Here is a 15,301-nt window from a genome sequence, read left to right on the forward strand (position 1 = left end):
CGAAATTTACCTTGCTTATCATATGAAAAGAAGAAAAACTATCAAGCTAGAGATTCTGAAGAGTAATTTTTTCTTATATTTCAATTTGTTAAGCACTTCTTAAACCGAGTTCAGGTTAGTTAGGGCACATATATGCCACTACATGGTTATTTATAGTTTTGGCCAATTAAGTAGCCAAGGTTCATTTAATAAGGCTAACGCTTGAGTGGTAGAGTCAGCTAAAAATAACTCGCCAGTACTTGGCTTAGCCAGAAAAGTATAAGGCGTATTAGCATAAGTAAATTTAAGGCAATAGGCATGTAAATAACCTCTATCGGCAACTGAATTGCTATTATAGAGAGGGTCACCAATTATTGGGGCGCTAATACTACTTAATGCCACTCGTAATTGATGAGTTTTCCCCGAGTGCGGTTTTAATAAATAAAGTCGCTGTTTATTCGCAACACTGTAAGAGAAAAACTGAGTAATTGCTGGGTTTTCCATAGTGCGCATTAATTTGAACATTCCACGGCGGCTTTTCGCCATATCGCCTTTGATTAGCCCTTGTTTTTTGGTCGGTTTTTTATCGCTAATGGCAAGGTAATATTTTTCAATATCATGCTTAGCAAAAAGCTCTCCAAAACGTTGAGCGCTGTGTTGATTTTTTGCAAACATAACAAGCCCTGAAGTCATTTTATCAAGGCGGTGCACAGGATAAAGTTCATTGTGACTATGCTGCTGTTGCAAATACGCTTTGACTTGAGAAAACAACCCAGCGCCAAGATCTCCTTCATCATGAAAATTAACGCCGATATTTTTATCAACCACAATAAAATCGGGCTGCTCTGAAATAATTTTAAACATATTAATAGGATGTTAAAAGGCTATGTTTGCTATGATAATTTAAATCTCACCTTTTTACTCTTTTTACAGGACACTATTTTGTCTAAATTTTCTCATTTTTCACTAGCTAGTGGTACAGCGTTTAAAAAACTATTTAACGTTACCGCTGTTGCTGCCAGTGTTGCCGTTATTGCCTCATGTACTAACTATCAACAGCCATCCGTTGAGCTACCACAGGGCGTTAGTTTAGTTGAGAGCGTTAAGGCGCAAGAAGGCGTTGTTAATATTCCTTTTAAGAAATATACCTTAGCGAATGGGTTAACGGTTATTCTTCATCAAGATAACTCCGATCCATTAGTGCATGTAGATGTTACTTATCATGTTGGCTCGGCGCGTGAGCAGTTAGGTAAGTCGGGTTTTGCTCACTTTTTTGAGCATATGATGTTTCAAGGCTCTAATAACGTGGCTGATGAGCAGCACTTTAAAGTGGTAACGCAAAGTGGTGGTAACTTAAACGGCACAACCAACTCAGATCGTACCAATTACTTTGAAACAGTACCTAAAAATCAGTTAGAAAAAATGTTGTGGTTAGAGTCTGACCGTATGGGTTTTTTACTTGAGGCTATTACCGCTGAAAAATTTGAAGTACAGCGAGCAACAGTAAAAAATGAACGAGGACAAAACGTTGATAATCGTCCTTATGGTCGTTTAAATGAAACCGTTAACCAAATGATATTTCCACGAGAACATCCATATTCTTGGCCGGTTATTGGTTATATGAGTGATTTAGATCGTGGTACCGTTACCGACTTAAAAGAGTTTTTCTCACGCTGGTACGGCCCTAACAATGCAGTATTAACTATCGGTGGTGATATTGACGAAGCTCAAACACTTGCCTGGGTTAACCAGTATTTTGGTGAACTTAAAGCAGGACCTGCAGTTGAGCCATTAGCGAAAACGCCAGTGAGCTTAGCAGATAACCGTTATTACTCCTTTAGCGACAACGTATCATTACCACTGCTTTATATCAGTTTTCCAACGGTTTATGGTATGCATGACGATGAGCCTGCTCTTGATGTGCTTGCGAATATTCTAGGTGGCGGTCCAACCTCTCTACTTTATAAAAATTTAGTCAAATCAGGTGTTGCAGTGCAAGCAGGTACCAGTCACCCATGTCGTGAGTTGGTTTGCCAAATGAATTTTTACGCCTTGCCTAATCCTCAACAAGGTTTAGCATTAGCTAATATTGAGCAAGTGATTAACGACACGTTGGTTGAGTTTGAAAACCGTGGCGTTAACGATGACGATTTGTTAAAAACTAAAGTCAGTATTGAAACTGATACTATTTATGGTTTACAGAGTGTTTCGGGTAAAGTCTCTAACTTGGCGCATTACCAAACTATGCTCGATGATGCTAATTATACTGAGCAGCAAGTGGCACGTTATAACCAGGTGACTAAAGCCGATGTCATGCGTGTTTTTAATCAATACATTAAAGGTAAAGGCGCTGCGGTTTTATCGATAGTGCCGCACGGACAAGAAGCGCTAGTGGCTAAAGCTGATAACTTTACCTTGCCTGATGTCAGTAACCCGCCAGCCGTAGTAGAGTTAGACACGCCTATTATGAAAAATATTAGTGATTTTGACCGTAGCGTTATGCCAAGTGCGGGTGAAAATCCACAAGTGAAAGTTCCTGAGTTATGGCGTGAAAGTTTTGCGAATGGCATGGAGGTTATTGCCAGCGAAAATAATGAAACACCGACGGTAAGTTTATTATTAAGCCTTGAAGGCGGTCCATTATTAGACCCTATTGATAAAGCTGGCTTAGCGCAATTAACTGCAAGTTTAATGAATGAAGGTACTTTAGCACGTTCTAAAGAGGCACTCTCGAATGAGCTTGCTAAATTAGGCAGTGACATATCTTTTGGCGCATCAGGACGTAATACCTTTATTAGTGTCAGTAGTTTAGTAAAAAACCTAGATGCTACTTTGGTGCTATTACATGAAATGATGTTTAATCCACTGTTTGCACAAGCAGACTTTGACCGCGTTAAAAATCAAACCATTCAAGGATTAGAGCAAGGAAATAAAGATGCTCGTACCTTAGCCCGTAATGCTTTTAAACAAGTTACTTACGGTAAAGGTAATCGTGTTGGTTTAGCCGATAGCGGTACAATCACGACCGTAAATACCATTACCTTGGCTGATGTTAAGGGCTTTTATAAGCAATACTTCTCGCCAAGTAAATCAAGCTTAGTCGTCGTTGGCGATGTTAGTAGGGGCGATTTATTACCTAAACTTAAACGCCTTAAATCATGGCAAGGACAAAGTTATACCATAAACACTGATTTTACCTTACCTGAAGTAACACCAAACAAGGTGTACTTTGTTGATTTACCTAATGCCAGTCAGTCGTCAATTAAGCTATCTCGCCGTGCTATGACCTATGATGCAACCTCAGAATACTTTAAAGCTAGCTTAATGAACTATCCACTTGGTCGTGCTTTTAATAGCCGTATTAATCTAAATTTACGTGAAGATAAAGGTTATACCTATGGTGCATCGAGTTATTTTTCTGGTGGTAAAACGCAAGGAAGCTTCAGCGCAGGCGCAAGTGTGAAAAAAGAGCACACTTATGATGCTATGGTTGAAATTGAAAATGAAATTAAAAACTATCAAGAAAAAGGGCTAACTGATGATGAAGTTACTTTTATGCGCCAAGCTATTTCACAAAGTGAAGCGTTAAGTTTTGAAACGCCTAGTCAAAAGAGTGGCTTTTTAAGACAGTTGCTACAATTTAATTTACCCACTAATTATGGTGAGCAGCAAACTGAAATTATTCAAAATATTACGCTAGCACAATTAAATGCTATTGCGGCTGAAGAATTAGCTAAGCCGATGCAATGGATTGTGGTTGGGGACGGTCAAATAGTTAGACCACAACTTGAAAAATTAAATGTTGATGTTGTCGATTTAACATTAGCGCAATAATAAAGTTGTTCTGAACTATTGAAATCACAACGTTAACCCTCATTTAGTTGATATCTAATTGAGGGTTATCTTTTTCATAACGTAAATTACGTTAATATGTTTTAGTGCATATCTTTTGGTAGCCTTTTGCTGTTAACGTAGCAACTATAAATAACGTCTCAAGTTAATGAAACAGGAACGATTTTGACATTATCATTAAACGATTATATCGGTGCTTTTAGCCAACACGACAACTTATCTGCTTTAACAGGTATTGGTCGAGGCATAGAGCGAGAAGCATTACGAGTGTTGCCCGAGGGGAAGCTCTCTACTCATGGTCATTATCACCAACTTGGCTCGGCACTCACTCATGAGCAGATCACCACTGATTATGCCGAATCATTATTAGAGTTTATTACGCCTGTTAGTCACTCACCAGAGCAAACTATTGCTCAGCTGCAAGATATTCAAAAGTTTACTTTCGAGAATATTGAAGGTGAATGGTTATGGCCGATGAGTATGCCTTGCTTTGTGAGCGATGCTGATACCATTGAGCTGGCACAATATGGTAGTTCTAATATAGGAACGATGAAAACGGTTTATCGACAAGGCTTGAAAAACCGCTACGGCTCTATGATGCAAGTGATTGCTGGAATTCATTTTAACTTTTCTTTTTCACATGATTTTTGGACGTTACAACAAAGCTTACATGAAAATACTCAGCCACTTGATGAGTTTATCTCAGAAGGTTATTTTTCAATTTTACGTAATTACAAACGCTTTTGCTGGTTAATACCTTATTTATACGGTAGTTCACCGGTAATATGTCGCTCATTCTTGCAAGGTAGAGAAACCTCGCTACCTTTTAAACAAACACCATTTGGCGCTTTGTATTTAGAGCATGCGACTTCTTTACGTATGAGTGATTTAGGCTATACCAGCAGCGAGCAATCATCATTAAAAATTTGTTATAACAATTTAGCTGACTATGTTGAGGCCGTGCAACAGGCGATTAAATTAAAATCAAATGATTTTGCCGAAATTGGCGTGAAGGTTGACGGTAAATATCAGCAACTTAACGACAACGTATTACAAATTGAAAATGAGCTATATGCTCCTATTCGTCCTAAGCGTGTTGCTAAGTCGGGTGAAAAACCTTCTCAAGCACTAGGCAAACGTGGTGTTGAATATATTGAAGTGCGTGCTCTTGATGTGAACCCTTTTGTTGAAACAGGGATCAGTATTGAGCAAGTTTACTTTTTAGATGTGTTTTTAACCTTTTGTGCCTTTGCAGGAGATCACGAGCTTGACTGTGAAAGCCAGCGTGTTAATGAAAAAAATATGCATGAGGTGGTATTACGTGGTCGTGATCCCGCATTGTTACTCGCTGATATAAATACTGACGGCGTTTCTACAGAAAAGTCAGTAAAACAGTGGGGTAATGAATTATTTGAGCAAATGCAGCAAGTGGCAACTTTACTTGATCAGGCTTACCACAGCACAAAATACACTGAAGCGGTTACACGTGAGTGGGCCAAAATTACCGACAGTAATTTAACGCCATCAGCACAAATATTAGCGATAGTGCAAGAGCAAAAGCTAACAGATTATTCGTTAGCTCAAGCGAAAAAATATCAAGAGCAAGCAATACAGCGCGATTATCAGTTTTATTCACAAGAGCACTTTATTGAGAGTGCTAAGCAGTCGCACATAGAGAGACAAGCGATTGAAAATGAAGATACGCTTAATTTTGATGATTTTTTAGAGCATTATTTTAATAAGTAATGTAAGGGAGTAATGACTAACGCTGTCATTGCTTTATTAATGCATATAAAGGCTAACCCAATGTACATTTTATGTATGGGGTTAGCTTTTTTTTATGCGTTTTTTCACTGTAATATTAACTACTATGGCATGAGATGAGGGCAAAAAAATACGCCCACTAAGGAGCGTATAAAACATGAAACACTAGGGAGTACATTACTCCTAATATAAGAGTGCTTATATTCTAATTAGTTCAAAAAATATTCAATCTTTTTATTTTAAGTGTAAATAGTAGGTTTTGGCCAATTTTAGACAAAAAAATACGCTCACAATGGAGCGTATAAAAACATGATAAGGGAATAACATTACTGTTAAGTAAGAGTGTAGTCTTGCTAGTTAGTTCAATTTAATTTTACTTTTCTTGAGTAAATTAGCTAAATTTTAATTTTTATTCAGCTTAAACACGACATACTGAATTTTAGGCAAAAAAATACGCTCACAACGGAGCGTATAAAAACATGATAAGGGAATAACATTACTGTTAAGTAAGAGTGTAGTCTTGCTAGTTAGTTCAATTTAATTTTACTTTTATTGAGTAAATAAGCTAAATTTTTAATTTTATTCAGTTTAAACACGACATACTGAATTTTAGACAAAAAAATACGCTCACAATGGAGCGTATAAAAAACATTAAGGGAATAACATTACTGTTAAGTAAGAGTGTAGTCTTGCTAGTTAGTTCAATTTAATTTTACTTTTATTGAGTAAAATAGCTAAATTTTTAATTTTATTCAGTTTAAATACGACATACTGAATTTTAGGCAAAAAAATACGCTCACAACGGAGCGTATAAAAACATGATAAGGGAATAACATTACTGTTAAGTAAGAGTATGGTATTTTCATTTAGTTCCATTTCATTTGTTTTTTCCTTAAATTATTTTTATGCAATGTGTCATGAGTTCTGGCATTATCTTAACTACCTGTAAGTTAGTTGATTTTTTATGTTTAAATTTAAAACCATTACGGCAAGTACGTTAAGCGTAATATTACTCTCAAGTTGCGCAACGCCTCCTCCTAAAAACCCTGAAAATATCTGTGAAATATTTAGAGAGCACAGAGATTGGTATGATGCTGCTAAAGCAACTCAAGAGCGCTGGGGTGTTCCGATTCATGTGCCTATCAGTATGATGTACCAAGAAAGCTCGTTTCGCCATAACGCCTTACCTCCTAGAGATTATCTTTTAGGGTTTATTCCATGGGGAAGAGTGAGTACTGCTTATGGTTACTCTCAAGCGAAAACCATGACCTGGGATGACTATACGCGTGAAACAGGCAATAACTGGGCAAGCAGGGAAGATTTTGATGATGCAATTGATTTTATGGGTTGGTTTATTTATAAAACCCAAAAAGTAAATGGTGTTTCTAAGTGGGATGCTTACAATCAATATTTAAATTACCACGAAGGCTGGGGTGGCTTTAAACGTAAAAGTTACAAAAAGAAGCCTTGGTTGATGAAAGTTTCACGCAAAGTAGATGATCGTGCGCGTCGTTATAGTAGTCAGTTAAAAAGTTGTGAGAAAGAGTTTCAGCATGGCTGGTTATGGAGATTATTTTTTGGTTAGCTGTAAATATAGCCAAAATGTAAAAATTGCCTGAAAGCCTTATAGATTAGTAACTGTACAACGCATAAATCTTGCCAATTTAGTTTTTTTAGCACGAAAATCCTCTTAAGCGAGCAGGAATAGTAGCTGTAGAAATAGCTACTTATTTAAGAGAAAAATAACAAAATAAAGTTATTATTTTTGTTAAATAAATGTTGAAAATGCTAAAGGCTGTAATTTATAGGGGTAGGATATGTTATCCACAGAAATTGTGGAAAGCTAATAAGTTAAAAATATTAGCTATGCCTGTGGATAACTTTTTGGATAACTTTATGTCGGTATTTATATCTGTTATTTTTTGAGCAGAAAATAATTTTGCTAATATTTAAATTTGTTAAATATCTTTTAAACCGAGTTCAGGTTAAGTACATTAGTGTTGAGTTAGTAAAGTTATTAATCATTTGTCTGACTAATAAAATGTTCAGGCATAACTCGCACCGTTTTAATTTTATTGTCGGCAACATCAATTATCTCAACAGGGTAGCCAGCTATACGTAGGCTAATATTACTTTCAGGGATGTCTTCTAAGTATTCAACAATTAAACCGTTTAATGTTTTAGGTCCGTCGGTAGGTAACTTCCAAGACATTTCTTTATTAATATCGCGAATACTCGCACCACCATCAACTAAGTAGCTGCTATCTGGCTGTAAGGTAACAGCATCGCTTGGTGTGGGGGTCATTGTTGTTGTAAAATCACCCACTATTTCTTCAAGTATATCTTCAAGCGTTACTAAGCCTTGTATATCGCCATATTCATCTACAACTAAGCCTAAGCGCTCTTTCGCATGTTGAAATTTTAATAGTTGGATGTTGAGCGTTGTTCCTTCAGGAATAAAGTAAAGCTCACGTACTGCTCTAAGTAGTGTAGTTTTGTTAAATTGGTTTTTTGATAAAAGTTTTAAGGCATCGCGAGCATGGATATAACCGACTACGTTATCAATTTTATCTCGATATAATAAAACACGGGTATGGGTTGCTTGCGTTAATTGTTTTTGAATTTTTTTCCAGTTGCCATTAACGTCAATACCCACTAACTCACTACGCGGTATCATAATATCTTCAACGGAAACTTTTTCTAAGTCTAAAATACTCACCAACATATCTTGGTCGCGTTTATGTAATAAAGCACCAGACTCATTTACTACCGTCCGTAACTCTTCACTACTTAAACTATGTTGCTCACGTTGCTCTGAGCTAACACCAATAAGCATAAGTAAGCCGTTAGTTATCCAATTCAACATAATAACAAACGGGAAAAGTACCTTTAATAAAATAGATAAAATAACTGAACTTGGGAAGGCAACTTTTTCTGGGTAAAGGGCAGCGAGTGTTTTAGGGGTAACTTCAGCAAAAATTAAAATGATTAGTGTTAGGGCTATTGTGGCAACCAGCACACCCATATCACCAAATAAACGCAAACCTATAATAGTGGCAATAGCAGAGGCAGCAATATTAACTAAGTTGTTACCAATTAAGATTAAACCTATAAGTCGATCAGGGCGGTTAAGTAGCTTACTAACGCGCTTGGCCCCTTTGTGTTTTTGCTTTTCAAGATGGCGAAGTCGATAGCGGTTGAGCGACATCATACCGGTTTCAGAACTTGAAAAATAAGCTGACATTAATACCAACATGCCTAGAATGATAAATAGTACTTCGGTGGATATACTGTCCAAGAAGGGGAATTCCTCTGTTTATATAAAGTTAAGCTAACGGAATATTCAACGTTAGCCCGCTATTTTAGCTTTTATTTAATGATGTCGCTACTGATGTTATGTAAAGGCGTATCTTAATAGACTTATCTTAAGATGAACTCTTTAACAAATCGGCTACCGAAGTAAGCTAAAGTAAGTAAACTACTTGCTGAAATCATCAATACTAATACGCGATGTCCGCGCCAACCTTTTCTAAAGTGACCCCAAACAATAACGCAGTATAAAGCAAAAGCCATTAACGATAACACGGTTTTATGGGCGTTTTCTTTAGCTAAGAAACCATCTAAAAAGAAAAAGCCAATTAACTCGCTAACAAATAATATGGCAGTACCTAAAGATAAAATATTAAACAGCTGACGTTCTACCTGCATTAAAGGCGGTAAATGAGCAACAGCCGTTAAGTTTTTACTTTTTAATTTTAGGTTAATGTAAGTCACTTGAAAGGTATATAAGGTTGCAATAATTAAAATACAATAGGCAATGAGAGCTAAACCTATGTGGCTTAGCAATACAATTTTACCAACAACTAGCGGTATTGACTCAATCGGAGGAATAAAAATAACCGCTAATTGCCATAAACCAGTAAAGCCATATATAACGGGTAATAATAAGTTCACTTTAAAGCGCAAGGCCACTAAGGTTACCGTAGTGGTTATAACCAAACTCACCAAAGAAATAACATTAGGTAGGCTGAAATTAATTGTGTCTTGAGCAAAAAGCAATTGCATATCATTTATTGCGTGAACAATAATAGCAACGGTTGCTAAGCCAAGCACTAAGGGGATATTTGGCCCTTTAGGGTGAAATAAACGCGATACTACCGCAAGCGTAGCAAGCATATAAGCAATAAAAGCGATGCTAGAGCCAATAACCAAAAAATTCACAAACAGTTCCTACAATATGAAATTTAAGTAAAAATATTCTATCAGATAATGATATTAGCGCCATGCCATTAAGCAATATCATTGACCTAGAATAATAAAGGTACCTTAGAGATTACGTATAAATAATGTGTATTAATAAGCTAAAACAGTATTAATTATCAATATCGTTTGATATTTGATGAGCATGCTGCATTTGCCTCGTAATATCAATAGCGTATTGCGCTAAAATCAAATTAGTGGGTAAGTAAATGTATCGACCTCTATTACTCGTAGTGTAACCATGGCAGATGCTCGCATTTCAAGTTTAGTTGGGTATAATAGCGCTATAAATTTCGTCAATATTTCGTTGTTAGAGTAATTCATGTTTGAGAATCTTTCCGATCGTTTAAGTAAATCGCTTAAAAATATTAGTGGCCGTGGCCGTTTAACCGAAGATAATATTAAAGATACCCTGCGTGAAGTACGTATGGCGTTACTTGAAGCTGACGTTGCTCTGCCGGTTATTCGTGAATTTGTTAAACAAGTTAAAGAAAAAGCTGTTGGTACCGATGTTTCTAAAAGCCTTACTCCAGGTCAAGTGTTTGTCAAAATAGTACAAAAAGAGCTTGAATCTGCAATGGGTGAAGTTAACGAAGCACTTGATTTACGTGCAGCGCCACCAGCCGTTGTATTAATGGCTGGTTTACAAGGTGCTGGTAAAACTACCTCTGTTGCTAAGTTAGCTAAATTTTTAACTGAGCGTGAAAAGAAAAAAGTCTTAGTTGTGAGTGCCGATGTATATCGTCCTGCAGCTATTAAGCAGTTAGAAACTCTAGCGAATGAAATTGACGTTGCTTTTTTCCCAAGTGATATTAAACAAAAGCCGATTGATATTGCTAATGCCGCTATAGATCACGCTAAGAAAAACTTCTTTGATGTATTAATTGTTGATACCGCCGGTCGCTTACATATTGACGAAGATATGATGGGGGAAATTCAAGAGCTGCACAGCGCCATTAACCCAATTGAGACTTTGTTTACCGTTGATGCAATGACAGGTCAAGATGCTGCTAATACAGCTAAAGCATTTAATGATGCCTTGCCATTAACTGGGGTTATTTTAACAAAAACTGATGGTGACGCTCGCGGTGGTGCTGCATTATCAATTCGTCATATTACTGGCAAGCCTATTAAGTTTATGGGTGTTGGTGAAAAAATTGAAGCATTAGAGCCATTTCACCCTGACCGTATTGCCTCTCGTATTTTAGGTATGGGCGATGTTTTATCGCTAGTTGAAGAAATTGAACAAAAAGTTGATCGCAAGCAAGCTGAAAAGTTAGCGAAAAAAGTTAAAAGTGGTAAAGGCTTTAGCTTAGAGGACTTTCGTGATCAACTCGTGCAAATGAAAAGCATGGGCGGCATGATGGGACTTATGGACAAGTTACCAGGTATGGGGAATATGTCTGCGCAAGTAAAAGATCAAATGGATGATAAAATTACCGTACAAATGGAAGCTATTATTAATTCAATGACACCAGGGGAACGAGAAAACCCTGATGTTATTAAAGGTTCGCGTAAGCGCCGTATTGCTGCTGGTTCAGGCACACAAATTCAAGATGTGAATAAGTTGCTAAAACAATTTAGTCAAATGCAAAAAATGATGAAGAAAATGTCTGGCAAAGGCGGTATGAAAAAAATGATGCGCTCTATGCAAGGTATGATGCCACCAGGCGGTATGGGCGGTGGTGGTGGCATGTTTGGCCGTTAAGACAATCGATGAAGTAGCTGTTAGTGTTGTCGGTTGTTCATCAATAAATCAGTACTTAGAATTATAATAGAAAGTGGCTTAGGCCACTTTTTTTGTCGGTAAAATATGGGTGACGATGCAATTGAATAAGACTCTATAGTTAGTGCTTTCTAGTTTGTTATGTCAGCATTATAAAGCTGAAGCACTAACAGTATTTACATGTGAACACTAAAAATTAATATAATCAGTGTTTTATGCGGTTTTTTTGGTTGGTGCAACTTTTGTGCTTCGTTCAGTATAACGTATATTATTAAACGTTATCTTTATGAGAATTATTTGCGTTTGTAATTAATTGTTACATCTTTATGATATCTATTCGTATTTGTGTTTAAGTTTGTGTAGTATGTGCATAATTAAAATTAACAAGAAAGGCTAAGCAATAAAGTCTTAATTAAATAACTACTTTATTTGTATAAGCAGAACGGAGTAATACATGGAATTCAAAAGAAAAGCATTAGCTATTGCCGTAATGGTAGCCAGCTCAACATTAACAGCTTGTGGCGGTTCAAGCAGTGGTTCAAAAGACGACACTAGCACAACTCCAACTAATAGCGCGCCTACAGCAGTAACACTGTCAGCAAACACTGTTGATGAAAACGTAACCGGTGTTGAAGTCGGTACTTTAAGCGCGACCGATGCTAACGCAGGCGATACATTTACCTTCACTACAGATAACGAGTTATTCGCTATTGCTGGCGATAAGCTTAGCTTAAAAGATAGCACTAGCTTTGATTTTGAAGCAACTGAAACTGTGGCTTTAAATGTAACAGTTACCGATAACGGTGGTTTAAGTCATACTCAAGCATTAACCATTACTGTAAATGATTTATTAGACTTTTATGAATTTAAAAGCAAAGTTGATGACGCTACTATGTCAAGTGTTGCTTACGGCGGTCAAACTACACGTCATGCACTCATCGCTGAATTGAAACATTACATTGGCGCAAAGAGCTCATCAGGTGCTGGTTTAGCGTTTGACCTTGAACAAGGCATTTCTACTAAAGATGAAGTTATTGCTAAGTTGAACGGTTTTTATCATCGCGATCAAAATGCATGGGATAATTTTCCAATTACCTTTACCGATGCGAAGCAGGAATCATTTGCAGATCTTGGTAGCTACAAATCACTTAAAGATAAAGTTGCAGGTAATGATGTTAAAGGCCAACACAAGTTTTGGAACGGTCAGGAAGATGAAGCGGGCCAGCTTATTGCTGGTTCTATTGAATTCTCAGGTTGGTCTAACTGGAAAAATGTTCCATCGGAAGAGCAAACACCTCATGGCTTAGTTCAATATTATTTTGAACAAATAGCTAACAATGCTATGGAAAACCCAGGGGGGAAACGTTACGTACCAGGTGCAGAGCAAACCACAGAAAATGAAATTCCTGTTTATGTAAACTATGACGGTACTGATTTAAATCAATTAATTCAAAAATTCTTATTAATGTCGATAGCATACTCGCAATCAGCTGATGATTATTTTGGTCATGAGACTGAAGGTAAAGGTTTTCTTACTGATAACGTAGCTCTTGTTAAAAGTGGTTACACAAACTTAGAGCATCAATTTGACGAAGGCTTTGGTTATTTTGGAGCCGCAAGAGACTATTTATCGTATAGCGATGATGAAATTGCTGGCAAAGTTAAGGACGATGAGTCAAATGGTCGCCTAGCTTGGAATGGTCAACACGACACTAATGGTGATGGAGTAATTGACTTACTTAGTGAGAAAAACTTTGGTAACTCAGGTAACGCAGCAAAGCGTGACCGAGGCTCAAAGTTATTGGCGGATGGCTCAGAAAACCCGAACGCAACAGATTACACTAAACAAGCGATGGATGCTTTCTTAGCTGGTCGTAAGTTGATTAATGACAATGCTGGTATAGGCTTTACAGAAGCTCAATTAGTCGAATTAAAAGAGCACCGTGATATCGCGCTTGATGCATGGGAACGTAGTGTAGTCGGCACGGTTATTCATTATATTAACGATTTACGTGCAGACCTTTTACCGTTAGAAGAGGGAGAAAAAGTTGACTTTGTAACGGCAGCTAAACACTTCTCTGAATTAAAAGGTTTTGCTTTAGGTTTACAATTTAATCCTTACTCACCTTTATCTGATGCAGATTTTGTAAGACTTCATGCTTATATTGAAGATGCACCAGCATTAACCAATACACCAGAATTTGGGAATCGCAGTGTTGCAGAATACAGAGTTAGGTTACTCATTGCGCGCGACTTATTGAAAGATGTGTATGATCTTGATGAAAAAACAGTAGCAAACTGGTAACGATAATTGTTAGCCTAAAGGTTAACTTTAGGTCGTAGGACGTTAACAATAATCAATAAAGCTTGAACAGGGAAGTGTTCGAGCTTTATTGCGTTTAAGCCTGTTAAAATTTACGTGAAAGAATAAGGCTCAAAAAAGGTAATATTTTTAATGATTCAAACCAAAAAAATAAACTCAACGAAAACCTTAGTTGCTTTAGCGCTTAGTTCTGTTTTTTACTTAAGTGCTTGTGGTGAAAGCTCAAGTTCAACGAGTGGTGACGGCTTCAATCAAGGTAGCGATACGAATACCGACTTTAATCAAGGTCAGTTAGTTGCAAGTATTGTTGATAAAGTAATTACGCCTACTTTTGAGCAATTTTCAGTGGTCGCTTTAGAGCAGCAGCAAGCGATTAGCGCTTATTGTCAGCAAGAAAAGTCTGGTTCAGCACTTATTGATGAGAGTAAGTTAGCGGCTCAAAATAGCTGGCGCTCAACGATGAATATCTGGCAACAAGCTGAAATGATGCAACTACCTCCTTTATTAGAAGATGATGGTGCATTACGTAACAACATTTATTCATGGCCAACTAAAAATAGTTGTGGTGTTGATTTAGATATTAGCTTTTTTAAAGAGGGCGTTGTTAATGGTCAGCCTTATGATATTACTAAACGTACGGCATCTAGAAAAAGCCTAGTGGCGTTAGAATACTTGCTGTTTAACGATGACTTAGCTCACAGTTGTACTGGCTCAACAGTACCGCAAGGCTGGAATAATCAAACCGAACAATACCGGAAAATTGCTCGTTGTGAATTTGCAGAAGTGGTTGCGGGTGACATTTATAATAGTAGTCAAACGTTACTAACCACTTGGTTAGGAAATAATGGCGAAAGTGGTTACGCCGCTAAGTTAAAAGCAGCAGGTAATAGCGATAGTGAGTTTACAACCGAACATGATGCGGTTAATCGATTAAGTGATGCTATTTTCTATTTCACTAAGTTTACAAAAGATGGCAAGCTGGCAACCCCATTAGGTTTATTCGCCAATGAGTGTGGCGCACAGGCATGTCCTTCGGCGGTAGAGTCAACATATAGTGAACACTCACTAGAGAATATAATTAATAACTTACAAGCGTTAAAAATGTTTATGCACGGTAGCCAAAACATCGATGAGCTAACCGCTTTAGGTTTTACGGATTATCTAAAAGACGTTGGTGACACCATAACGGCTGATAGCATTAATGAATATATCGACAATGCACTAAGCTCGGCGCAAAACTATCAAGCCTCACTTGCTAAAACGTTAAGTGATGATCCTGATAAGGTCATGGAAACCCATGATGAAGTTAAAAATATCAGCGATAAATTGAAAAGTGACTTTATTCAAAGTCTTGCTTTAGAGCTACCAAAAACTGCTGCAGGAGATAACGATTAATC

The 15,301-nt window shown here is 37.2% G+C and carries 9 protein-coding genes; 6 read left to right on the plus strand and 3 right to left on the minus strand.

What is annotated here, in order from left to right:
• Nucleotides 1–150: 150 nt before the first annotated feature.
• Nucleotides 151–843, minus strand: a complete 693-nt coding sequence (locus ABD005_RS13590; protein WP_343818051.1) for a TIGR01621 family pseudouridine synthase — start codon at nucleotides 841–843, stop codon at nucleotides 151–153.
• Between the two features lie 9 nt (nucleotides 844–852).
• On the opposite strand from ABD005_RS13590, the gene ABD005_RS13595 reads away from it, so the two are divergent.
• The 3 genes from ABD005_RS13595 (at nucleotide 853) to ABD005_RS13605 (ending at nucleotide 7,180) form a co-directional block, all read left to right on the plus strand.
• Nucleotides 853–3,813 carry a M16 family metallopeptidase gene (locus ABD005_RS13595; RefSeq protein ID WP_425544903.1) on the plus strand — a complete coding sequence of 987 codons (2,961 nt, stop codon included), beginning with the start codon at nucleotides 853–855 and terminating at the stop codon, nucleotides 3,811–3,813.
• A gap of 183 nt (nucleotides 3,814–3,996) precedes the next feature.
• The gene (gshA, locus tag ABD005_RS13600; protein ID WP_343818055.1) at nucleotides 3,997–5,577 is read left to right on the plus strand and encodes a glutamate--cysteine ligase; all 1,581 of its coding nucleotides are present in this window, start codon (nucleotides 3,997–3,999) and stop codon (nucleotides 5,575–5,577) included.
• A 982-nt stretch (nucleotides 5,578–6,559) separates the two neighbouring features.
• On the plus strand, nucleotides 6,560–7,180 hold the full coding sequence (locus tag ABD005_RS13605; RefSeq protein ID WP_215981363.1) for a transglycosylase SLT domain-containing protein: 621 nt from the start codon (nucleotides 6,560–6,562) through the stop codon (nucleotides 7,178–7,180).
• 432 nt (nucleotides 7,181–7,612) lie between these two features.
• On the opposite strand, the gene ABD005_RS13610 is transcribed toward ABD005_RS13605, so the two are convergent.
• Entirely contained in the window at nucleotides 7,613–8,893 is a 1,281-nt protein-coding gene (locus ABD005_RS13610; protein ID WP_343818057.1) for an HlyC/CorC family transporter, read from the minus strand.
• Nucleotides 8,894–9,015: 122 nt separating this feature from the next.
• Nucleotides 9,016–9,816: a cytochrome C assembly family protein gene (locus tag ABD005_RS13615; protein ID WP_343818059.1), complete on the minus strand. Its 801-nt coding sequence runs from the start codon at nucleotides 9,814–9,816 to the stop codon at nucleotides 9,016–9,018.
• A 361-nt stretch (nucleotides 9,817–10,177) separates the two neighbouring features.
• On the opposite strand from ABD005_RS13615, the gene ffh reads away from it, so the two are divergent.
• From ffh to ABD005_RS13630, 3 genes are all read left to right on the plus strand, one after another.
• Complete coding sequence (ffh, locus tag ABD005_RS13620; RefSeq protein ID WP_215981360.1) at nucleotides 10,178–11,563, plus strand: signal recognition particle protein; 1,386 nt, start codon at nucleotides 10,178–10,180, stop codon at nucleotides 11,561–11,563.
• 472 nt (nucleotides 11,564–12,035) lie between these two features.
• Nucleotides 12,036–13,886, plus strand: a complete 1,851-nt coding sequence (locus tag ABD005_RS13625) for a DUF4856 domain-containing protein (RefSeq protein WP_343818062.1) — start codon at nucleotides 12,036–12,038, stop codon at nucleotides 13,884–13,886.
• Between the two features lie 150 nt (nucleotides 13,887–14,036).
• The gene (locus ABD005_RS13630; protein ID WP_343818064.1) at nucleotides 14,037–15,299 is read left to right on the plus strand and encodes an imelysin family protein; all 1,263 of its coding nucleotides are present in this window, start codon (nucleotides 14,037–14,039) and stop codon (nucleotides 15,297–15,299) included.
• The last annotated feature ends 2 nt before the right edge of the window (nucleotides 15,300–15,301 follow it).

It is taken from the genome of Colwellia asteriadis, from assembly GCF_039523295.1.
GTDB classification, from domain to species: Bacteria; Pseudomonadota; Gammaproteobacteria; order Enterobacterales; family Alteromonadaceae; genus Colwellia; species Colwellia asteriadis.

Coding starts and splice junctions, on each gene's coding strand:
- ABD005_RS13590 (WP_343818051.1), bottom strand. CDS start 843: ATGTTTAAAATTATTTCAGAGCAGCCCGATTTTATTGTGGTTGATAAA.
- ABD005_RS13595 (WP_425544903.1), top strand. CDS start 853: ATGTTAAAAGGCTATGTTTGCTATGATAATTTAAATCTCACCTTTTTA.
- ABD005_RS13605 (WP_215981363.1), top strand. CDS start 6,560: ATGTTTAAATTTAAAACCATTACGGCAAGTACGTTAAGCGTAATATTA.
- ffh (WP_215981360.1), top strand. CDS start 10,178: ATGTTTGAGAATCTTTCCGATCGTTTAAGTAAATCGCTTAAAAATATT.
- ABD005_RS13625 (WP_343818062.1), top strand. CDS start 12,036: ATGGAATTCAAAAGAAAAGCATTAGCTATTGCCGTAATGGTAGCCAGC.
- ABD005_RS13630 (WP_343818064.1), top strand. CDS start 14,037: ATGATTCAAACCAAAAAAATAAACTCAACGAAAACCTTAGTTGCTTTA.